We start from the raw sequence: 21,951 nt of genomic DNA on the forward strand, positions 1-21,951 counted from the left end.
ACAAAGCCCTCCTAAGATTTGATGGATTGAAGTACTTTAATCCCTTGAATGATATTCCAAATGACAGAGATCAAAAAGCCAATGACTACTAAAAAAGACAAGATGAACACCGTCATGACTGGAATGAGCGAGTCACCTGCCTGTGTCGCCAATAAAAATCGGATAGACCCAAAAATCAACAGAATGCACGCTGCGACCGGCAAAAGATGTGACCATAATGCCCGCAATGCGTGCCGCTTCGTTTCCTTTTGATCTACTACAAAAAACGCCACGATCGGTACGATAAACGGCATAAACAATACACTAAAATAACAAATAGAAGCAATAATCGACTGATCTCTATTCATATATATTCGCTCCTTCATAACGAAAATTCCTTTCTAACTCATACGTTTATTGCGTATAAAAAGTTTCAAAATCATTCGATTTACATATGACCTTAGACACAAATTATTTCTTTTTGCACCTAAGAGTAGATTCTTCACAGATTACCCTTTAAAATATGTTGAAAAGATGGTGATTATCATTATAGGGGGTAATTATTTTGACAGATCATCATAATTCAAACCACACGGCTCAAACGCTTTTAGACCTTATACAGAAACAAAAAAGCATGAACAGCGATATGATCAAGGAGCTTGAGACCATTCATCCGTCTCATCCAAAGTATGGTGATATCCGTTATTTAAAGGTACTGCTCGACAGCAGCAGCACCCATATTTTAAAGGATTTAACGCACCTCAGTAATTTAATGCCGAAGGAAGATGTGCAATAAAAGAAAACCCCTCTTATCGAGGGGTTTTTCTTTATGAAGAAGTCACACTTTCCGTTTCTTTAACCAGTTGTTTCATGCGTTTACGGTCACGCTCTAAAATAGGCTTCAAGTATTTTCCTGTGTAAGATGCTTCTTCTTTTGCAATGTGCTCAGGAGTGCCAGAGGCAATGACCGTTCCGCCGCCTGCACCGCCTTCTGGTCCGAGATCAACAAGGTAATCAGCAGCCTTGATAATATCAAGGTTGTGCTCAATGACTAACACCGTATCTCCATTTTCAACCAAACGCTGAAGCACTTTTAATAAACGGGCAATATCATCCACATGCAAACCTGTTGTCGGCTCGTCCAAAATATAAAGAGACCTTCCGTTTGAACGGCGGTGAAGCTCAGATGCCAATTTCACGCGCTGCGCCTCTCCTCCGGACAATGTCGTTGCAGGCTGTCCAAGTGTAATGTATCCTAGCCCCACATCATAAATCGTTTGAAGCTTCCGCTTAATTTTCGGGATATTCTCGAAAAATTGGAGTGCGTCCTCTACGGTCATTTCAAGCACATCAGCAATGTTTTTTCCTTTATATGTGACCTCGAGTGTTTCGCGGTTATAACGTTTCCCGTGACACACTTCACAAGGCACATACACATCTGGCAAAAAGTGCATCTCAATTTTAATGATGCCATCCCCGCGGCACGCCTCACAGCGCCCGCCTTTAACGTTAAAGCTGAATCTGCCCTTTTTATAGCCTCGTACCTTTGCTTCGTTGGTTTGTGCAAACACATCCCGCACATCATCAAAGACACCTGTATACGTGGCAGGGTTGGATCTTGGTGTACGGCCAATTGGAGATTGATCAATATCAATGACCTTATCTAAATGATCCATTCCTTTGATTTCTTTGTGCTGCCCTGGCTTCGCTTTCGCTCTGTGCAATTTTTGCGAAAGTGATTTTAATAGAATTTCATTCACAAGCGTACTTTTCCCTGAGCCGGATACTCCGGTCACAGCTGTAAAGACGCCCAGAGGAAACTTCGCATTCACGTTTTTCAGGTTGTTTTCTTTTGCACCTTTTATCTCAATATAGCGGCCGTCAGGCTTTCTTCTCTCAATTGGCAGCGGGATAAATTTCTCACCAGATAAATATTGTCCTGTTAAGGATTTCGGGTCCTTCATGACTTCTTCTGGCGTTCCAGCTGAAATCACTTCTCCCCCATGAACTCCTGCTCCAGGTCCAATATCTATTAAATAATCAGCGGCTAGCATAGTATCTTCATCATGCTCCACGACAATTAGTGTGTTCCCGATGTCGCGCATGTTTTTCAACGTCCCGATCAACCGGTCATTATCGCGTTGATGCAGACCAATGGATGGTTCATCTAATATATAAAGAACACCTGTCAGCCTTGACCCGATCTGAGTCGCCAGGCGAATCCGCTGCGCCTCTCCGCCTGATAGTGTGCCAGCAGACCGGCTCAAATTCAGATAATCTAATCCCACATTATTTAAGAAGGACAAACGCTCTTTGATTTCACGTAAAATGAGCTGGGCAATCTGCAAATCTTTCTCAGACAACTCAATTTTTTCATAGAAATCAAGGGCATCAGAGACAGACAAATCGGTGATTTCTCCGATATGCTTGCCATTGATGAGAACCGCCAGCGTTTCTTTTTTCAGACGATATCCTTTACATGTCGGACATGGCTGATTGGCCATATATTTTTCCATTTGTTCACGAATATAATCAGAGCTGGTTTCCTTATAACGCCGTTCAATATTACGAAGAACGCCTTCAAACTCAATTTCATTTTCACGTACCTGACCAAAATCATTTTCATATTTAAAATAAATCCGTTCAGATCCGCTTCCATATAAAATTTTATCAAATAAATGCGATGGGATATCTTTCACTGGAATGTCCATGTCGATGCCATAATGTGTACAAACAGCCTCAAGAAGCTGCGGATAGTATTGCGAGCTTTGCGGCTCCCATGGTGCAATGGCATGCTGCCGTAAAGTCAGATCCTTATTAGGAATGACAAGCTCAGGGTCGACTTCCAGTTTTGAACCGAGCCCATCACAGCTCGGGCAGGCACCAAAAGGACTATTAAATGAAAACATTCTCGGCTCAAGCTCACCAATAGAGAACCCGCAATGCGGACAAGCATGATGTTCGCTGAATAACAGCTCTTCTTGTCCAATCACATCAATCATCACTCGGCCTTCGCCCAGCCGCAGCGCCGTTTCAAGGGAGTCAGACAGCCGAGCAGCAACGCCTTCCTTCACGACAATTCGATCAATGACTACTTCAATGGAATGCTTCTTGTTCTTTTCAAGCTCGATATCTTCTGAAAGGTCTTCCATCTCTCCATCGACTCTCACTCGCACATAGCCCTGCTTCCGAATTTGATCAAGCACTTTCACATGTGTTCCTTTGCGGCCGGATACAACTGGCGCAAGCACTTGTAATTTCGTTCTTTCAGGATACTCTAAAATACGATCTGTCATCTGCTCAATCGTTTGTGACGTAATTTCAATCCCATGTATAGGACAAATAGGTTTTCCGACTCGAGCATACAAAAGACGCAAGTAATCATAAATTTCAGTGACAGTACCAACTGTTGATCTAGGGTTTCGGCTCGTCGTTTTCTGGTCAATACTAATCGCCGGAGAAAGACCTTCAATGGCATCTACATCCGGTTTATCCATCTGCCCAAGAAATTGGCGTGCATACGCTGAAAGAGATTCAACGTACCTGCGCTGACCTTCTGCATAAATCGTATCAAAGGCAAGCGACGATTTTCCTGAACCAGATAATCCCGTAATGACCACTAGCTGGTCACGCGGGATATTCACATCAATATTTTTAAGGTTGTGGGCTCTAGCACCTTTCACCTCTATTCGTTCCATAGCCATCAGGCAATCATCCTTCCGCTTTTAGCTCTAGCAATAGATCTCTTAATTCTGCTGCTTTTTCAAAATCAAGCGCTTTTGCTGCATCTTTCATTTCCATCTCGACTTTTCCGATCACTTTTTCTCGTTCTTTTTTGCTCATTTTCGACAGCTTTGGTGCTGCTTTTGTTTCGTATTCTTCTGAATCCTCATGTATCTTTGTTGCCTTAATGACATCTCGAATTTTCTTATGGATCGTTTGCGGTGTAATCCCGAATTTCTCGTTATATGCTTCTTGCTGTTCTCGTCTTCGCTTCGTTTCTTGAATCGCAATGTCCATCGATTTCGTCATATTGTCTGCATACATAATGACCCGGCCTTCTGCATTTCTCGCTGCACGGCCAATCGTCTGGATGAGGGATCTTTCAGAGCGTAAAAAGCCTTCTTTATCCGCATCTAAAATGGCCACAAGCGACACTTCTGGAATATCCAGTCCTTCACGAAGAAGGTTGATTCCAACAAGCACATCATATTTACCGAGACGCAGATCACGGATAATCTCAATCCGCTCAAGGGTCTTAATCTCTGAATGCAGGTAATTCACCTTGATTCCGATTTCTTTTAAGTAATCTGTGAGATCCTCAGACATTTTCTTCGTCAGTGTGGTCACGAGCACACGCTCATTTTTCTCAACTCGTGCATGAATTTCTCCAATTAAGTCATCAATTTGTCCTTCAATCGGACGAACTTCAATAATTGGATCAAGTAATCCTGTTGGACGGATAATTTGTTCCACAACCTCTGGTGTTTTCTCAAGCTCATACGGACCAGGCGTTGCTGATACATGGACAATATGATTGATATGCTTTTCAAACTCATCAAAGGTGAGCGGTCTGTTATCAAGTGCTGATGGCAGGCGGAATCCGTGATCAACCAACACTTGCTTTCTAGCTTGGTCACCGTTGTACATGGCGCGGATTTGCGGAATCGTCACATGCGACTCATCGACAACAATCATAAAATCATCTGGGAAATAATCAAGCAGTGTGTAAGGTGTTGAACCAGGAGGACGCAAGGTCAGATGTCTTGAATAGTTCTCAATTCCTGAACAAAAGCCCATCTCTCTCATCATCTCAAGGTCATATCTTGTCCGCTGCTCAAGGCGCTGCGCTTCAAGCAATTTTCCATTTTCACGAAGCTTTTCAAGCTGTTCTTCTAGCTCTTGTTCAATATTGATAATGGCTTTTTCCATTTTTTCTTCTCTTGTGACGAAGTGAGATGCTGGGAAAATCGCCACATGATCACGATCACCAAGTATTTCTCCAGTCAGCGCATCCACTTCACGAATACGTTCAATTTCATCACCGAAAAACTCCACTCTGATACAATGCTCATCTCGTGAAGCAGGAAAAATCTCAACGACGTCTCCTCGAACTCGGAAGGTTCCGCGCTGAAAATCTATATCATTACGAGAATACTGAATATCCACCAGCTTACGAAGAAGCTGATTGCGTTCAATCTCCATTTCAGTACGCAAAGACAGCACAAGCTCTCTGTATTCCTCTGGCGAACCTAAGCCATAAATACAGGACACACTGGCAATGATGATGACATCTCTTCTCTCAAATAACGAGGACGTAGCCGAGTGTCTCAGCTTATCAATCTCATCATTGATGCTGGCATCCTTCTCAATAAATGTATCGGTCTGAGGCACATATGCCTCTGGCTGATAATAATCATAGTAACTCACAAAATATTCAACAGCGTTATTCGGGAAAAATTCCTTGAATTCGCTGTATAACTGACCGGCAAGTGTCTTATTATGCGCAATGACAAGTGTCGGTTTGTTTACTTCTTTGATCAGGTTGGAGACAGTAAAGGTCTTTCCCGTACCTGTAGCACCTAACAGCGTTTGATGCTGTTTCCCCTGATGGATCCCCTCAACAAGCTTTTCAATCGCCTTTGGCTGATCTCCTTGGGGCTGATAGTTAGAAACTAATTCAAAGCGGTCACTCACATCAAAGCCTCCGTTTCGTTTACGAAATCTATCTAATGAATATATTATCATAAAAGAACACAAAAATACGAACTAAAGTTCGGCTCTCACTTGATTTTTATTTCCAATACAGTCATACCCTCTCTCCCATGGCAAATAACCCTCTTAAGAAAACCTTCCTTTCAGTATGGAACATTTTGGAGTGAGATATTCGATGAGCAGAAAAAGAAAGCTGCGCTTACTAGAAATCGTAAGCACAGCTCTTGTTTAAAACATGTCAGTTTTCAGCCGTCATGCTCTTGATGGCGATGACATCATTGATTTTTTTCAGCTTTCTCTCTTTTTTCGATTTCTTTCTTAGCCATAAACAAAGCCCCAGCTACTAAAGAAATAATATCTAATCCCACAATAAAGTAGGTTTCTGTATATCCCTTCATGTACGAAGCAAATAAAAGCGCTGCTGTTAACGCAATGCCCACGTAATGATTGTAAGTAACCTTTGAAAATAAAATAACGAGCAGGAAAGGAAAAACTAGTGCAAATATGGCTTTTGTAATCACAAAAACCCTCCCTCTTCATGGTCTACTTCCTTGATTATAGTAAAGATTGGCATATTGAACAATTCACAGTTTTCAATTTCGCCTTTTTTCTTCATGTTCGGAGACTTTTGTTGTAGAAGAAGAAGGAAATTAGTGAGATTGTCCCCTTTGTAAAGATAGGTCTTTCCATCTTTGACAATAACATCCAATCAATTCTATGATTAAAATGATAGTGCGCACTATCATTTTGAAAAATAGAGAGACATACAAACCATTGGCTATTTGGATAAGGGGGCATTCCCATGTATTCAGTTTTATTTCATGCGGCTGAAGAATCCGCATCACTCGCAGGGGCAAAAGGCCTGAATTTAATCAAATTAAACAATCACGGCCTGCCAGTCCCAGATGGATTTATTATCAAAACCAACAGCTTTGCAAGCTTTCTTTCATATCACAATCTGCAGCCAGCAGAACAAAACCTTTCTCAAAAAATCAAAGAAGCATCGTTTCCTTTACAAATGGAAGCAGAGCTGCTTTCGTCCTTTCAATCCTTGCGGAAGACTTACCCCTCAGTTGCAGTCAGATCCTCTTCTGTTGCTGAAGATCTCGAAGGCGCCTCATTTGCAGGACAGTACGAGACCTATTTAAATATCAAAACAAATGAAGAGTTTTTACAGGCAGTCAAAGAATGCTGGTCTTCTTATTTTGCAGCGAGGGTCACAGAATATAAGGAAGAGATGAATGAAAACGAGGAAGAGATGCCGCTCATGGCCGTTGTCGTTCAAGGGTTGATCCATTCTGACGTCTCCGGTGTCATCTTTAGTGAGGATCCCGTATCGGGGAAAACAAATGAAATGATGCTGACCGCAAGCTACGGATTGGGAGAAGCAATTGTCTCCGGTCTTGTGACACCAGACACGTTTATTGTAGATAAAGAGAACTTTTCGATTGAAAAAACACTTGGGGCGAAAGAGCTGCAAATTGTTCCTTTCCAAGAGGGTGTCATCGAGGAGCCAGTATCGGAGGAAATGGCTGGCCAGTTTTGCCTGAACGATGATCAATTGAAAGAAATCACACAAATCACGAAACAAGTAGAAGAACTTTACGGACATGGAGTCGATATCGAATTTGGAATTGCAGGTGGGTCGTTTTATTTACTTCAAGCAAGGCCGATTACTACAGCTCTTTCAAAATCAGTAAATGAAACAGCAGGTGCTTCTTTTCAAATGAAACCAGAAGAGCTTCAGGATTTCTGGATTTCAATGGATGATCATATGCCTGGTCCAACGAGCCCTCTTTTCTCAAGTCTGATCATACCTGCCCTAAAAAGCGGGATGAAGAAAAATGGAGAAAAGTATCAAGTACCTGATATGAACATCAAAGATATTAAGCTTTACAGAGGCCACCTATACTCAGCACCGGATCTGCCACAAGCGGAAGAGGGAGCTGCACCCGTTTTTGATGAAAGTATATTTGAGTTATTTCCACATTTAAGTGAACGGATGTATGAGATTCTAGAGAAAAATTTCTTTCCATTTTACGAAAAACTCGATCGCCAAATGAATGAACCTATGACCATTGAAAAAGCCATCATTGGCTTTGAAGAATTAAAGGATTTTTATATCCAAGCATATGATGATCATTTTGATATCGTCATACCACAAGTCATTCTATCAGCCATCATTGAAGACATGCTTGTCACGTATACTGGTGACCAAACCCAAATCGTCTTGCTTCATGAAATGATGATAGGTGTGATGAACAAATCTCTTGAAACAGACAAGGTGCTATCTGATATCGCAAAGGATGTCCTTCAAGATCCAGAACTTCACCAAGCATTTATTCATCATGAAAAGAACTCGGAGCTGTTACATGCGCTCAATCACTCGGAAAAAGGAAGGCATTTCATTTCGAAATTGGAGGGTTTTCTCCAAGTTTACGGCTGGCGATCTATTAAAAGTCATGACCTTACAGATGAGACTTGGGCAGAAAACCCAGAGTTTATATTAGATATCATCAGAAATAATATCCATTGCCATTGTGATTTTGATGAAGAATTTGCAAAAGCAGTTATCAAAAGACAAGAGACGTATAAACATTTTATCAATCAAGTGAAGGATGAATCGTTTAAAACAAAATTTGAGACGCTGTATCAATTTGCCCTTCAAGCAGCGAATATCCGAGATGACCACCACTTCTACATTGATGCCATGTTAGATGCAAAGGCCCGGGTATATCTATTAAAAATTGGTGAGCTTCTTGCACAAAAAGGAGCTATTCCTCATCAAGAAGATCTTTGGTATCTCTACGATGAAGAGGTACAAAAAGCGCTCACAACGTCTATCTCATTTAATTCGGTTATCCAGCAAAGAAAGATAGAAATGAAGGAAAATGAAGACATTCAACCACCGGCTTACATTGGCACACCAACTGAAGCTGAACTGCAGCAAGTAGAAAGAATGCTTGGTTCATTAAGAGAAAATGAAAACAACACACACGATGTGATCCATGGAATTGGCGCATCCAGCGGTATTGTTTCTGGAAGAGTAAAAGTCATTACATGTGCTGACGAATTCTCACAATTTCAAAAGGATGATATTTTAGTTTGTAAAACGACCACACCTTTATGGACGAGCTTATTTAGAGATGCAAAAGCAGTCATCACCGATGCTGGAGGCATTTTATCTCATTCAGCTATTATCGCAAGAGAGTATATGATGCCAGCTGTCTTAGGTACTAGAATAGCAACTGAAACACTTCAATCCGGTGACCTTGTGACAGTAGATGGCAGCAATGGACGCATTCAGATTTTAAAGCAGCATTCGCGTGTATAAACTTATCATTTTGGATGATATTGGCGGTCATAGGTTTTATCGGTATACTTACTTTGTTGCAAACACATTCATAACCTGAGGTGAGTATGCTTGTTAAAATCTACAAATCAACGAATCATTCGCGCAACAATGGATTTATTAACTGAAAAGGGCTATCAAAAAACAACAACCAAAGAAATAGCGACAAAAGCGAATGTGAGTGAAGCAACTATTTTTCGCAACTTTAAAAACAAACGCGGCGTCATTGCTGCCATTATGAAAATGAAATCAACACCGACAAAAACCCTAGAAGCAGAATTCAAAGGCGATTTATACACCGATTTAAAGTTTCTCGGTACCTATTTCCTTGAAGATTTGACTTCCAAAAAAGAATTTATTTATATCAGCATGCGAGAACCGGCTATGTTTAAGGATTTAACCAGTCATGAAAAGATTTACCCTCAAGAATTGAGAGAAATGCTCATACAATATTTCAAAAAGATGGGTGCCCAGCATCATGTATTAAAAGGAAATGAAGACATTTATGCAGACATTTTCATTAGTACGTATTTCGGATTTTTCATTCAGCAGCTAGAGCAAGATTTTCAACTCGTTCTCACACAAAAAGAAGATTTTATTGAAACATGCACACACATTTTCATGAGAGGAATTTCTCCCGCTTAAAGGGTGGAATTCTTCTTTTTTACAAAAGGTGGTATACACATTGAGGTTAAAAAAAGAGAGTTTCGTCATCTATTCTTTGTTGCTTGGAGCTATACTAGTTCCCGTCAATTCAACGATGATCGCTGTCGCTCTATCATCCATATCAACTTATTATGATCAATCTCTTGCAAACATCACTTGGGTTGTCACGATTTACCTTATTGTCATGGCAGTCACTCAACCTATCGCTGGTAAGTTAGGAGATATATACGGACACAGGCGAATGTATTTAATTGGGGTCATGCTCTTTTTAATTGGCTCAATTGGATGTGCTTTAGCTCCTAATCTAGCTTTTCTCATCACTTTTCGTTCCATTCAAGCAGCTGGCGGTGCTATTTTAACACCGAATAGCATTGCATTGATTCGTGCAACAGTATCCCCCAAAAAACTGTCTAAAACAATGGGGTATTTTGGATTTGGAGCCGGTATTGGTGCCGCACTTGGACCTTTTATTGGTTCGATTCTTATTCAGAGTTTTGATTGGCACTCTATATTCTTTGTCAATATCCCATTCTTGTTCCTTACACTTGTTACCGGCGTATTACTCATTCCGAAAACAAAGCATACACGCTTACAAGCAAATGTAGACATCACTGGTTCAATATACTTAACCATCGGGATTGCCACACTCATTCTATGCACTAAAAGCCAATTGCTAAATGAATACTTGATCTATGGAATTCTAGCGTTGATCGTCATTCCTTTATTCTTTAAACATGTACGAAAAGTAAAGAATCCGATCATCGATTTGTCGCTTTTTAAAAACAGTTCATTTACAAATGCAAACCTGTCGATCATGCTGAGTAATTTTGTGATGTATGCCATTCTTCTAATTATGCCGCTGTTTATGGAACAACAACTTGCACTTTCTCATACACAAAGCGGTATTATTCTATCAGTATTTTCTCTTTGCATGTCTATTAGCGGCTTGTTAGGGGCAAAACTCCATCCGAAAAAAGGCGCGAAAAAAATGATTGGCTTTTCATTTCTCTGTCTCACTTTATCAGGCATCATGTTAATCACACTCAGTCAGTTCCCTACCTTACCACTGCTTATCGTGACACTTGTCGCAGGTGGAATTTCATCAGGTATTGGGATGACCAGTATGCAGATGGCTTCTTTAACGTCTGTTGATCAAAGCTTATCTGGTTCAGCATCTGGCATTTTCTCTACCTTTCGATATTTTGGCAGTATCATTTCGTCTACATTGATTGGGATCATGAGTGGTTTTCAATCTTTATTTATTGTATTAATGGGTGCAGGCATTCTTGGTTTCTTTTTATCTCAACGTGTACGAACCAAATCCACCTCCCCATCATCCGAACATTCCGCCTAATGACTCCCTTGCTCTATGTTTCTTTAGAGCGGGGAGTTTTCGTCATTTGTATCACTGTAAACTATAGCGAGTGCATCCATCAAATCCTGAAAATCATCTTTTAAGAAAGAAAAAATGGCATATGATCCAGACAAAACAGGAACTTCAGGTACAAATGGTCTCCCTCACTTACCTAAAAGCTTTTTTTCATTCTTTCAGCATAGATAACTTCAATTTTTTTTCACAATTTTTGTGGTATGATTTTGAAAATAGAGAAAGCAAAGGAGCGGAAGAATGGAACGTGTGAAATATGTTTTGATCTGTTTATCAGCTCTACTTTTATTCGTTACAGGCTGTGGAAAAGAACAGCAATTTACGCCGCCAGGCAGCTCTCAATCCATCGCTGTCATCTCTCAATTAAAAAAAGCCTCCTTTTCAATAGTTGATATACAAAAAAATAAAATGCTCTCTTCTGTGGATTTAAAACACCCACTCACTGATCTTATTCAAATCAATAAAGACGTCATCATCGCTACTAGTAAAGAGGGAGAATCCCTTATCGAAATTAATCTAAAACACGGGACAGCAGCAGATTATATGAATGTGGATAAAGGACTGACTTCCCTTACATATGATGCAGCTTCTCATACATTAATCGCTGCCAACTCACAGAAAAATGTCGTTTATTTTATTGATACGGAGCGCAAAAAAATAAAATCGACTGTAAAAACTGGAAAATTACCTTCTTCTATGACTCTTTCTTCGTCAGGTATTTTATTTGTTTTAAATGCAGAAAGTCATACTGTCTCCGTCATAGATATTGAAAAGGAAAAAAATACACGTACGTTTTCTGTACTTGAACGGCCTTCTGGGATTCATTTTGATGGACAGTCCATTTGGATCGGCGGTCATGGTAAACAAGGCACATTAAATAAGAGTATTTTTGCTTATGACCCTAAAACAGGCAAGAAACAGCGAGAAATAAAGCTAGGCGTTATGCCTGTTGCATTTTTTCCAGAGAAAAATTCTTCTACTTTATATGTACTATGTCATGGAGATCATACGCTATACAAAGTAGATACCAAAACAAATAAACAGCTTGCTTCTGTTGAAACTGGTCAAAATCCGAATTATATCACTGCTGATACGTCATCAATTTATGTGAGTAACTTGGATGACAACTCAGTATCCATCATCGATAAACACTCATTTATCATGAAAAATCAACTGAATGTCCCATCAGGACCTTACGCTATCGTGTTGGAGGAAAAGAAATGAAGGAACAAATGCGTATTTTAATCGTAGATGATGAGCTTGATATGCTTGAGTTAATCGGATCTTTTTTAAAGAGACATGGCTTTCACATTATCACTGCGAATAATGGAAAAGATGCCTTGCATCAGCTTGAAAAGGAATCTGTTGATCTTGTTGTATTAGATATCATGATGCCTGACATGGATGGATTTGAAGTCTGTCAGCGTATTCGACAAACATCTCAAATACCGATTTTATTTTTAACAGCGAGGAGTTATGAAGAGGACCGAATTAGAGGACTTGAAATTGGAGCGGATGACTACATCATGAAGCCTTTCAGTCTGCGTGAGCTTGCAGCAAGAATTGAAACAACCCTGAGACGAATTAGAGGTCTTTCGCTAAAGCGCAGCCGAATACAGATTGGTGACATGGAGATTGATCAAGATGGCAGACAAGTTTACCTCCATCAACAGCCCGTTAATTTAACAAGAAGAGAATTTGATTTACTCATGTTTCTTTTGCTCAACCAAGGACAAGTGTTTTCACGAGAACACCTTTATCAAAAATTGTGGGAATCACATTCAATGAGCGGCTCTTTAAGAACAGTCGATACACATATCAAAACGCTGCGACTAAAGTTAAAGGAAGCAGAACGATATATTAAAACCGTTTGGGGTGTCGGCTATAAGTTTGAGGAGGAAGAATGAAGCCATTATCGATTAAAAAGAAAGTACTCTTCTTAATTCTTGCAGTGATCGGAATCGTTGCAGCCTCAGCGCTTGCCCTTACCTTTTACTTATACCAGCACTTATATATTGATAAACAGATTGATTCCTTAAGTTTGCAAGGTAAGAAGCTTGCAGAAATCTATCACACACACGGGAAAGACAAGTATTTTACCGACAGAATGAAATGGGCAAATGACTCAAGTCAGGCGAACGTTATTTTTACAGATGATCCAATGGAGCTTTCAAGCGGTCTTCCTTTTGATACGAACACAAATGATAATCTCATTACGTTCAAGGAACGCCAAAAGCTCCTTCAAGGTGAAACCGTCGTGTTAATTAGAGAACACCCACAGTTTCACCAAGATATTCTTGGCATCGCCATCCCTGTTTTCTCAAGCAATGATGATCTATCGGGAACTATTTTCCTCTCCATGCCATTATCAGATGTATATGAACCCTTTGTCCAAATTAGATTGACGCTGGGTATATCCATCTCATTGATTCTGCTCCTGATATTTTTAATCGGATATAAGAGCTCCAATCACATTGTACAGACAATAAATAAAATGAAAGAAATTGCAATGGAAATGGAATCTGGCGATTTCTCAAAACGAATGGCCGTAACTAAAAAAGGAGACGAGTTAAACCAGCTTAGCCGCTCCTTTAATAAACTGTCTTCAACCCTCGAAAAAGTTGAGCAGCACCGCAGGGAATTTCTTGCGAATGTCTCTCACGAACTTAGAACGCCTTTAAGTTATATGAAAGGCTATGCAGAAGGAATTGAAGAAGGGGTCATTGATCAAAAAAAGGGGATGCAAATCATCCAAGATGAGGCCACACGTTTAAGCCGGCTTGTGCACGACCTTTTAGATCTTGCACAGTTAGAAGGTGACTCTTATCCACTTACGATGGAGCCAGTCGTCTTTGCACAGCTCATCCACGATGTTCTTGATCAAATGGCATTCATCGCTGACAAAAAAAGCATTATTTTCAAACGAACGCTAGAAGAGGATTGTATTGTTTATGGTGATAGCGACCGTCTCCAACAAGTGATACGTAATTTACTGGACAATGCCATTCATTACACGCCATCTGGGAAATCAATATCGATTGAATTACAAGTTCACCAAGGTGTTGCTGAATTGAAAGTGACCGACGAAGGCAGCGGTATTCCAAAAGAAGATCTTCCACATGTTTCTGAGCGATTTTATCGTGTAAATAAAGCACGAACAAGAAAGGATGGCGGCTCTGGCCTTGGACTAGCCGTTGTCTATCAAATCATCAAAAAACATCATGGAACATTCGACATTCAATCTGAGCCTGGCATTGGTACGACAGCCATCATTCAGCTGCCAAATACTCCTTTCACTGAAGACGTGCCAACCAAATAACAAATGAGATGAAGACTATCTATGAGAATCAGCTGTCTACATTTGAACAGTCTTCTTAACAACCACTATTTGTAATCCCTTTTTCATCACATATTCTATTTTTCAAAAGGGAGAGCTGAATGCTTCATTCACGAAATACTATCACAAAAAAAGCGTGCAAGACCTTCTTGAGAACGTCCTGCACGCTTTTAAATCAAACAGCTGTTTCAAACCGCTTTCTGTTGATGAAGAAAGAAAGAGTAATAATCAGATAAATGCCCATTGTGACCATCGTTTGGACAATTGGAGTTGTTGACACAACGCCGATGAAAATGGCAATGATCGCAATCACAGAAAACCATGTTGTGAAAGGATACAGCTTCACACGATATCCTCCTGGTTCTGCTACACTTCGAGATTTCAAATGCCCGACAGCAATAATAAACCAAATGAATAAGACCGTATAGCTTAAAGATCCCATTAAATAATTAAAGGTTTGACTTCCTACAAAAAGAGAAATCAACACAGCGGCATACAATGTAGATGTACACACTAGGATCGCTCTGACAGGCACCTGCTGTTTTGATAGCTTTGAGAAGCCCTTCCATACACGCCCATCCATCGCTTGCGTATAAAGTACCCTTGAGGATGCGTACAGCCCAGAGTTCATAGAAGACAAGATCGCTAATAAAATGATACCGTTCATGATGTCACTTGCGTATGGCACGCCAATCGTTGCAAACACGGTGACGAATGGACTCACTTGCTCATTGTTTACTTGATTCCAGGGAATCAAGCTGACGATGATGAAGAACGGCAGTACATAGAAACCGATGATTCGTACAAATGTACTTTGAATGGCCTTTGGGATGACTTTTTCAGGGTTTTTTGTTTCTGCTAATGTGACCCCGATCATTTCAGTCCCGCCATATGAATACACCACCACAAGCATGGCCGCAATTAAGCCGCCTGTTCCATTCGGGAAAAATCCTCCGTGGTCGGTTAAGTTGGATAATCCCGGTGCAGCATGCTGACCAAATGAGACAAACAGCATGGTTAACCCAATGATAATAAATAAAATAATGACAGCAATTTTAATAGAAGCTAACCAGTACTCCGTCTCAGCAAACATTTTAACAGAACAAACATTGATCAATGTCACAACAAGTGAAATGATTAACACAAGTATCCAAATCGGCACCTGTGGGAACCAGTACTGAATAAAGATCGCAGATACGATTGCTTCTGCTGCAATGTTCAGCACCCACATTTTCCAGTATATCCAGTCTAAGAAATAAGCCGGATATTTCCCTAACACCGGTTCAATTAAATCACGGAATGTTCTTGCGCCAGGTCGTGCAACTGTCATTTCGGCAAGTCCTTGCATAATAAATAATAAAATAAGACCACCAATCATATATGCCAAAATGACAGCAGGACCTGCGATATCAATAGCAGAGCTGCTTCCTTTAAACAGACCAGCACCTATTGCACCACCAAGTGCGAGCATCATAATATGCCTTGACGTCATTGTTCGTTTTAACTGCACATGTTCCTTTTCCATTTTCTATAGCTCCTTTAAATTTGAATCTTCAGACAAATATAGGATAAAAACATATAAAAAGGCCAGTCATCTCCTTGAAGAGACGACTGACCTTGCAACCGCGTTACCACTCTAATTGATTCAGCCATAGCTGAATCCAACTTAAAACCCGTTAACGGAGGTCACACGTAAAGACTTACTATTCATTCAGTCTTACCGCTCTTTGAGCGAGTTCAATGATTCGTTTTACTGCGTTGCACCAACCCGCAGCTCTCTTAAAAAAACGGATGTTCATCTACTATTCTCAAGTCAAAGCGTTTATAGTCAATTTGTATATTCATCAAAGATTTTATTTTTTAAATATACTGACTAACCACGCAATTGTCAACATCCTTTTTCAGACATTCTCTTTTAACGAATCCAAACAGCGACTTCATCCATCGGACGGCGCGTTTTGCCGCGCTTTGGCTCGGTGACACGATAACCAAAGGCTGCCATGACAGAAATATCATACTGGCCATCCTCAAGCAGCCCTTCTTCATCAAGAATGCGATGAATCTCATCGTAGCTGAATCCCTCGACCGGGCATGAATCAATGCCAATTTGCGCAGCGGCTGTCATCATGTTTCCAAGGGCAATATACGTTTGTTTTGAAGCCCAGTCAAAGAGCGTACGTTCATTTTCTAACAAATGAAGATCATTCTCTTGGAATTCTTGATAGCGTCCCTTCACCATCTCGAACGTTTCGTCTGACATTCCTTTGATTTGCTTGTTGATGTATTCTGCATATGCTGAATCATAACGGGCGTCTGTTCTTGCCAAGATGATCACAAAATGGCTGGCAGTAGGAAGCTGCTTTTGCGCCCCCCATGTATACTCTTTTAATTTTTCTCTAAATGCTTCATTTTGAACAACGAGGAACTTCCAAGGCTCAAATCCTACAGAGCTTGGGGAAAGTCTTCCTGTTTCTAAAATAAATGCAAAATCATCCTCTGATATTTTTTTCGTTGGATCAAACTCTTTTGTCGCATGGCGGAACTCATACGCCTCAATGATTTCTTTTTTTAATTGCTCTTTGTCTTGCATTGTATTCATCCTTTCTATTAACCAATTAGGGCGTTAGTTTCATCAATCCAATTTCTTTCCATTCCCATATAGAAATTGTTATGATAAAAAAACAACAGCCCGAATGTGTGATGTGATATCCCTATGGTATAAGAAAAGCTTCGAGTGATTCAAGTACGCACATTTTTGTTCGTTAGGTACCATCTTGTTCGTGTATCACCAAATTTGTCTTAGAAAGGAGTGTTAAGATGAGTGCACCATCCAATCCAGTCAGTATTGTCAATCATGGCTGTCCCGTTTCAGTGACGACAAGTGTCATCGGAGGGAAATGGAAAGGAGTCATCCTTTATCATTTGACTTGCGGACCAAAACGCTACAATGAATTGCGCCGGCTGCTGCCAAGAATTTCTCAGCGTGTCCTCACACTGCAATTGCGTGAGCTTGAACAAGACGGCATTGTTCATAGAGAAGTCTATGAGGAGGTCCCCCCTCGTGTCGAATATTCACTCACTTCTCTCGGAAATACATTAAAGCCTATCATCTTCGCCATGCGTGAATGGGGCGAATCCTATGGGAGAGAAGCGCGCCCAAAAGAAAAAAGCTGCCATCTCTAGCAGCTTTTTTTAAGATGAAATTGCCGTTGGCTCTTGCTGTGGATCATCCTTTACAAACAGGATGCCAAGCTGATGATGCTCCCCTTCGTAAGAAGCACGTTTCTCAAATCTTGTCTGACCATTTAAGCCAATGATCTCGAGCTTTGTTAGAGCACGATTGGTTTGAAGGGCTTCATAAAATTCCGAAACGGTTTTGACTTCAATTCCATTCACTTTTGTGATGACTTCTCCGATCTCAAGCTTTAAATCAGCCGCTGGTGTATTTGGAATAATCCCCAGCACCATCAGCCCTTGATTACGCTTAGAGAAGTAGAACGGAGCAGCATTGTCATTGACCCTCTGTTTCCATGAGAGAAAGGCTCTTCCTATCACCGCAATCAATACAGCTCCCCAAGCAATCGGTTCAAACCAAATACTTGCAGCACCTAATAAGGCGACAGCGAGTCCGAGCATGAGAATACGCCGCGCTGTAATTTGAATACTAACAATTGGCAGTGAGCCTTGAATTCTCTGACCGAATCCGATGATATATGGAATCAAAATAAATGAAAAGCTTTGATCATGTACTTGAAGCACCGGCCACCATGGCAGAGAAGAAGTGAATTCACCTGCCGGCATCAGCAAAACAAGCGGTAAAAGCCACAGACGGTTTGCCCGCTGCTGACCAATTAAAAGTCCTCTCGCACTCATCACCATAGCAGGCGATGTACGTAAATGCGCCGTTCGATAGGCTAGAATCCCCTCCGTCATTAATAGAAGTCCTAGCAGAATGACAACGGCTGATGCATTCATCATTGAGAGCTGCGGCAGCCAAGAATGACTCACTTGGAAATGCATCAGTCCAAGTGCCGCAATAAAACTGAAACCGAGTGTGTATGCAGACGAAAGCGCACTCGCCTTAAAGAATAAAGAGAAAACGATGGTCATCGCTGCAATCAGCACGATGAATCCAGGGGGGAGGGCAATCCCTAAGCCTACTGAAATAACGGATAGGCAAATCCCTAGAATCCATCCCTTTGAATATGTAAATTTAAGTTCATCGTATACATCTTCTATTCTTGTTTGAAACGCTTTTCTCTCCCGCTTTACGCGGATGTAGCCATGCAATAGGCTGATTAATATCATGAAATAAAAAAGAGGATGGATTAAAAACAGACCGACCGCTTTTAATCCAGCTCCCATCCACTCCGAGCTCATTATCGTTCACCGCCCAAGTCAAGCATTTTCTCTTATTCTATCAAATAAATCGATGCTTGACATCAGGTTTATTTCTCCTGATTCATCCAAAGTGTGACATTCGACAGTGAAAAATCTTTTAAGTAGTGATTGACATCTACATCTAGTATGCCGCCGAGCAGCTGCATCGACCTCTTGATGTCGGTTAAGTTTATACCAAGTCTCTTATGATTATCCATTAAATAATTGAAGTATATCTCAGCACAGTCTTCATCGATTTCGTCGACTGATTCTACCGTTGTGTAATTGACCAAGTACCTGCTTAACAGCATGAGCAGACTTAATGCCTTTGTAGCGGAAAACGTCACATCTTTCGTACGACTCTTAAGTTCCTCTACCAACTCGTAATATTTTTTCTCTCTCACAATACTTGCCCTTTTCAATTGTGTACCCCCATTTACTAGTTCTTTTAAGAAAAGCGCAAACCTCGGTACAGCTTCATGCTCAAGCTGAATATCCGCAAAAAATAAAATATTTAAAATGAGTGCTACTTTTTATTGTAAGAATTATTTATGTAACATACAACTTTCAAAAGTTTCATTTTCATGACATGTTTAAATCAACAGAAAGTCTCTTATATACATATGTTATCGGGTAAAATTGAAGGAATGTTATGTTTTTTGTAAAATAAATGAATATATTTCTCGATATAATTTATTTTTAATCATAAATTATTACATGTTCATGACACTTATGAACCAAAAAAAAGAGGCTATTATTCGCCTCTTTATTTTTTAAGATATAGTGCTTTTAGTGCAGTCTGTAATTGAAGGTCATTTTTTTCGTATGATTTCACTTCATCCACCATTTTGTTCATCATTTCCGCTGTTTTCATATCAATGACACCTGATTTATCGAGATTGTATGTGCTTTGGAAGGCAAGTACGGCCTTTTTCGTTTCTTCATCAAAGTATCCATCTACTCTGCCAGGGTCAAATGACAATCCCTTTAACAGCGTCTGCGCTTGTCTCACTTCTTCATTGTTCATATCAAGCTGAAGCGGTTCTTTTAGCTGAAGCGGACCTGCGGTAAAGTAATCCGGCTGATGAATCGCAATTGTCGGTACGACGCCTTTTTTGTGAATCCAATTGCCTTTTGGCGTGAGCCATTTATACAGCGTTAATTTAATATTACTTCCATCTCCCATCGGAACCGCCTGCTGCACAGTTCCTTTTCCAAAGGAGACATCACCGACGACTTCATACTTTCCAGCTTCTTTCATGGCTCCAGCAAGTATTTCCGAAGCGGAAGCACTGCCTTTATCAATTAAGACATTGACTGGGTAAGGCTTTTTTTCTTTCAGTTTTGAAAAATATCGTTTCCGGTCGCCATTCCGTTCTGCGATTTGAATATAAGGCTGATCCTTCGTAATAAAATGCTTCAAAATATCTTCCACACTTTGCAGATAGCCGCCAGGGTTTCCTCTCACATCCAGTACAAGGCCTTCTATGCCCTTTTTCTCGAGCTGTTTCAAGCTTGAAGTGAAATCCTTCGCCGTATCTTCAGAGAAGCTGGAGATCGCAATATAGCCTGTTTTATGACCATTTACCTCTTTTACAGAGGAAGTCACTGTTTCAAGCGGGATTTCTTCTCGTTTGATATGGAACGTTAGCTCTTTTTCAATCCCGTTTCGTTTGATTGTTAAGGCGACAGACGTTCCTTTTTTTCCTCTTATTTTCAGTACAGCATCGTTTAAGCTTTTTTCTTTCATCGGCTCACCGTCTATGCTGATGACTTCATCTTTCGGCTTTAGACCTGCTTTTGCCGCAGGGGATTTTTTAAAGGCGGAGACAATAATGATCTTTCCTTCATCCATCCCCACTTCTGCCCCAATTCCCTCAAAGGAAGAATCAAGCGAATCAGAAAATTGCTTTGCGGTTTGCTTGTCCATGTATACTGAATACGGATCGTTTAACGTCGAAAGCATTCCTTGGATCGCGCCTTCAAGCAGCTTTTGCCGATCCACTTCCTCTACATATTCATTTGAAATAAGGTCATAGGCTTTCTCGATCTTTTCCATCCCATTCTCTTTCGCCTTATCACTTGATTGAGCTTGTCCAGCCATTGCAGCTGCTGCTTGCGGTGACTCCGCATGAGTTCCCTCTTTATGCGTCATCACACCTGCACTTATTAAGAGAACGACACTTGCCATAATAGATGCGATTTGTTTTTTCATATTTGGCCTCCTTCTTCAACTCTTCCTGATGACCTGAGTTATTATATGCCAGAAGAAGGGATTTCATGTAAAGACATTCTCCCGTGAAGGCTTGACGAATCATTTTATTAGGTGTAATTTTTATTTTGTTATGATTGAGAAGGAGTCTTCGCTATGTATATTATCTTGACGATGCTTTTATTAGGAATTTTATTAGGTTTTGTAGGAGCAGGCGGGGCAGGATTTGTCATCGCATTGCTTACGTTAATTTTTGATATCCCTATTCATACCGCACTCGGGACGTCATTAGCCGCCATGGCATTTACGACCCTATCAGGTGCATACAGCCACTACCGGGAAGGGAACATTCAGCTGAAATCTGGTTTGATTGTCGGGGCACTTGCTTGTATCGCTTCTTTTGCTGGGGCTAAGGTTGCTCCTTTTATTCCAGAAGAGAGTCTGCACTATTTAACAGCAGGGATGCTTTTTTTATCCGCTGTTTTTATGATGATCAAACTATTTGTTCTTAATGAAGAGGCTGAGCAGCAGCCGCTTTCTTCTCGTCAGCTGATGACAAGAGGCATTATTTTAGGCCTTGTGTCTGGGATGCTGTCAGGCATGTTTGGTATCGGGTCTGCACCATTCATTCAAGTAGGACTTTTGATTTTACTGAAGCTGTCGATAAGGCAAGCCGTTGGCACGACCATGCTTGTCATTATTCCGATTTCCATCGGCGGTGGAATTGGATATATTTCAGAGGGCTATGTTGATTTTATCTTGCTGATCCAAATATTAATTGGCACCGTATTAGGCGCATTTATCGGCGCGAAATTCACACGCCTTGCACCGAAGCTCTTATTGAAATCAGCTGTTCTGTTAACACCTATTATTGCCGGATTACTGCTGTTATTTTAATTCTATCTAGGTCAAAAAAGCCGATA

18 protein-coding genes and 1 other annotated feature are annotated in these 21,951 nt (G+C 40.6%); of the genes, 9 read left to right on the forward strand and 9 right to left on the reverse strand.

Annotated features, from left to right (window positions below; all coding sequences use genetic code 11):
• Positions 1-11: 11 nt before the first annotated feature.
• Complete coding sequence (locus MHB66_RS16320) at positions 12-347, reverse strand: membrane protein (protein WP_046313094.1); 336 nt, start codon at positions 345-347, stop codon at positions 12-14.
• Positions 348-544: 197 nt separating this feature from the next.
• On the opposite strand from MHB66_RS16320, the gene MHB66_RS16325 reads away from it, so the two are divergent.
• Positions 545-775: a hypothetical protein gene (locus tag MHB66_RS16325; RefSeq protein WP_034281058.1), complete on the forward strand. Its 231-nt coding sequence runs from the start codon at positions 545-547 to the stop codon at positions 773-775.
• A 31-nt stretch (positions 776-806) separates the two neighbouring features.
• On the opposite strand, the gene uvrA is transcribed toward MHB66_RS16325, so the two are convergent.
• The 3 genes from uvrA to MHB66_RS16340 all read right to left on the reverse strand — a co-directional run bounded on the left by uvrA (position 807) and on the right by MHB66_RS16340 (position 6,215).
• Positions 807-3,683 carry an excinuclease ABC subunit UvrA gene (gene uvrA, locus MHB66_RS16330; protein ID WP_046313091.1) on the reverse strand — a complete coding sequence of 959 codons (2,877 nt, stop codon included), beginning with the start codon at positions 3,681-3,683 and terminating at the stop codon, positions 807-809.
• 7 nt (positions 3,684-3,690) lie between these two features.
• The gene (uvrB, locus tag MHB66_RS16335; RefSeq protein ID WP_046313089.1) at positions 3,691-5,676 is read right to left on the reverse strand and encodes an excinuclease ABC subunit UvrB; all 1,986 of its coding nucleotides are present in this window, start codon (positions 5,674-5,676) and stop codon (positions 3,691-3,693) included.
• 293 nt (positions 5,677-5,969) lie between these two features.
• Positions 5,970-6,215: a CsbA family protein gene (locus MHB66_RS16340; protein ID WP_034281059.1), complete on the reverse strand. Its 246-nt coding sequence runs from the start codon at positions 6,213-6,215 to the stop codon at positions 5,970-5,972.
• 281 nt (positions 6,216-6,496) lie between these two features.
• Between MHB66_RS16340 and MHB66_RS16345 the strand changes: the two genes are divergently transcribed.
• The 6 genes from MHB66_RS16345 to MHB66_RS16370 all read left to right on the forward strand — a co-directional run bounded on the left by MHB66_RS16345 (position 6,497) and on the right by MHB66_RS16370 (position 14,418).
• Positions 6,497-9,028 carry a PEP/pyruvate-binding domain-containing protein gene (locus MHB66_RS16345; RefSeq protein WP_046313087.1) on the forward strand — a complete coding sequence of 844 codons (2,532 nt, stop codon included), beginning with the start codon at positions 6,497-6,499 and terminating at the stop codon, positions 9,026-9,028.
• A 90-nt stretch (positions 9,029-9,118) separates the two neighbouring features.
• Positions 9,119-9,691, forward strand: coding sequence for a TetR/AcrR family transcriptional regulator (locus MHB66_RS16350; protein ID WP_046313085.1), 573 nt, complete (start codon positions 9,119-9,121; stop codon positions 9,689-9,691).
• Between the two features lie 40 nt (positions 9,692-9,731).
• A complete protein-coding gene (locus MHB66_RS16355; protein ID WP_046313083.1) occupies positions 9,732-11,066 on the forward strand; it encodes an MFS transporter in 1,335 nt (444 codons plus the stop codon).
• A 273-nt stretch (positions 11,067-11,339) separates the two neighbouring features.
• Positions 11,340-12,323, forward strand: a complete 984-nt coding sequence (locus tag MHB66_RS16360) for a YncE family protein (RefSeq protein WP_046313079.1) — start codon at positions 11,340-11,342, stop codon at positions 12,321-12,323.
• Entirely contained in the window at positions 12,320-13,006 is a 687-nt protein-coding gene (locus MHB66_RS16365) for a response regulator transcription factor (protein WP_034281069.1), read from the forward strand. Before MHB66_RS16360 ends, MHB66_RS16365 begins: the two co-directional genes overlap by 4 nt.
• Positions 13,003-14,418 (forward strand): HAMP domain-containing sensor histidine kinase, encoded by a 1,416-nt coding sequence (locus tag MHB66_RS16370; protein WP_034281071.1) that lies wholly within the window; start codon positions 13,003-13,005, stop codon positions 14,416-14,418. Before MHB66_RS16365 ends, MHB66_RS16370 begins: the two co-directional genes overlap by 4 nt.
• 193 nt (positions 14,419-14,611) lie before the next feature.
• Here MHB66_RS16370 and MHB66_RS16375 read toward each other — a convergent pair whose 3' ends face one another.
• On the reverse strand, positions 14,612-15,961 hold the full coding sequence (locus MHB66_RS16375; protein WP_034281072.1) for an amino acid permease: 1,350 nt from the start codon (positions 15,959-15,961) through the stop codon (positions 14,612-14,614).
• 75 nt (positions 15,962-16,036) lie between these two features.
• Positions 16,037-16,262: a binding site (T-box leader), on the reverse strand.
• Between the two features lie 89 nt (positions 16,263-16,351).
• The gene (locus tag MHB66_RS16380; protein ID WP_034281073.1) at positions 16,352-17,026 is read right to left on the reverse strand and encodes an NAD(P)H-dependent oxidoreductase; all 675 of its coding nucleotides are present in this window, start codon (positions 17,024-17,026) and stop codon (positions 16,352-16,354) included.
• 227 nt (positions 17,027-17,253) lie between these two features.
• Here MHB66_RS16380 and MHB66_RS16385 point away from each other — a divergent pair, with 227 nt between their 5' ends.
• On the forward strand, positions 17,254-17,619 hold the full coding sequence (locus tag MHB66_RS16385) for a winged helix-turn-helix transcriptional regulator (RefSeq protein WP_046313076.1): 366 nt from the start codon (positions 17,254-17,256) through the stop codon (positions 17,617-17,619).
• A 9-nt stretch (positions 17,620-17,628) separates the two neighbouring features.
• On the opposite strand, the gene MHB66_RS16390 is transcribed toward MHB66_RS16385, so the two are convergent.
• From MHB66_RS16390 to MHB66_RS16400, 3 genes are all read right to left on the reverse strand, one after another.
• Positions 17,629-18,816 (reverse strand): PDZ domain-containing protein, encoded by a 1,188-nt coding sequence (locus tag MHB66_RS16390; protein WP_024426241.1) that lies wholly within the window; start codon positions 18,814-18,816, stop codon positions 17,629-17,631.
• A 68-nt stretch (positions 18,817-18,884) separates the two neighbouring features.
• Positions 18,885-19,238, reverse strand: a complete 354-nt coding sequence (locus tag MHB66_RS16395) for a swarming motility protein SwrAA (RefSeq protein ID WP_007500014.1) — start codon at positions 19,236-19,238, stop codon at positions 18,885-18,887.
• Between the two features lie 344 nt (positions 19,239-19,582).
• A complete protein-coding gene (locus MHB66_RS16400) occupies positions 19,583-21,031 on the reverse strand; it encodes a S41 family peptidase (RefSeq protein WP_046313074.1) in 1,449 nt (482 codons plus the stop codon).
• A 153-nt stretch (positions 21,032-21,184) separates the two neighbouring features.
• Here MHB66_RS16400 and MHB66_RS16405 point away from each other — a divergent pair, with 153 nt between their 5' ends.
• Positions 21,185-21,925 carry a sulfite exporter TauE/SafE family protein gene (locus tag MHB66_RS16405; RefSeq protein WP_024423598.1) on the forward strand — a complete coding sequence of 247 codons (741 nt, stop codon included), beginning with the start codon at positions 21,185-21,187 and terminating at the stop codon, positions 21,923-21,925.
• The last annotated feature ends 26 nt before the right edge of the window (positions 21,926-21,951 follow it).

The sequence above is a fragment of the Bacillus sp. FSL L8-0167 genome (assembly GCF_038630295.1).
Lineage (GTDB): Bacteria > Bacillota > Bacilli > Bacillales > Bacillaceae > Bacillus > Bacillus safensis.

Coding starts and splice junctions, on each gene's coding strand:
- MHB66_RS16320 (WP_046313094.1), bottom strand. CDS start 347: ATGAATAGAGATCAGTCGATTATTGCTTCTATTTGTTATTTTAGTGTA.
- MHB66_RS16380 (WP_034281073.1), bottom strand. CDS start 17,026: ATGCAAGACAAAGAGCAATTAAAAAAAGAAATCATTGAGGCGTATGAG.
- MHB66_RS16385 (WP_046313076.1), top strand. CDS start 17,254: ATGAGTGCACCATCCAATCCAGTCAGTATTGTCAATCATGGCTGTCCC.
- uvrA (WP_046313091.1), bottom strand. CDS start 3,683: ATGGCTATGGAACGAATAGAGGTGAAAGGTGCTAGAGCCCACAACCTT.
- MHB66_RS16390 (WP_024426241.1), bottom strand. CDS start 18,816: ATGAGCTCGGAGTGGATGGGAGCTGGATTAAAAGCGGTCGGTCTGTTT.
- MHB66_RS16370 (WP_034281071.1), top strand. CDS start 13,003: ATGAAGCCATTATCGATTAAAAAGAAAGTACTCTTCTTAATTCTTGCA.
- MHB66_RS16375 (WP_034281072.1), bottom strand. CDS start 15,961: ATGGAAAAGGAACATGTGCAGTTAAAACGAACAATGACGTCAAGGCAT.
- MHB66_RS16365 (WP_034281069.1), top strand. CDS start 12,320: ATGAAGGAACAAATGCGTATTTTAATCGTAGATGATGAGCTTGATATG.
- MHB66_RS16360 (WP_046313079.1), top strand. CDS start 11,340: ATGGAACGTGTGAAATATGTTTTGATCTGTTTATCAGCTCTACTTTTA.
- MHB66_RS16405 (WP_024423598.1), top strand. CDS start 21,185: ATGTATATTATCTTGACGATGCTTTTATTAGGAATTTTATTAGGTTTT.
- MHB66_RS16345 (WP_046313087.1), top strand. CDS start 6,497: ATGTATTCAGTTTTATTTCATGCGGCTGAAGAATCCGCATCACTCGCA.
- MHB66_RS16400 (WP_046313074.1), bottom strand. CDS start 21,031: ATGAAAAAACAAATCGCATCTATTATGGCAAGTGTCGTTCTCTTAATA.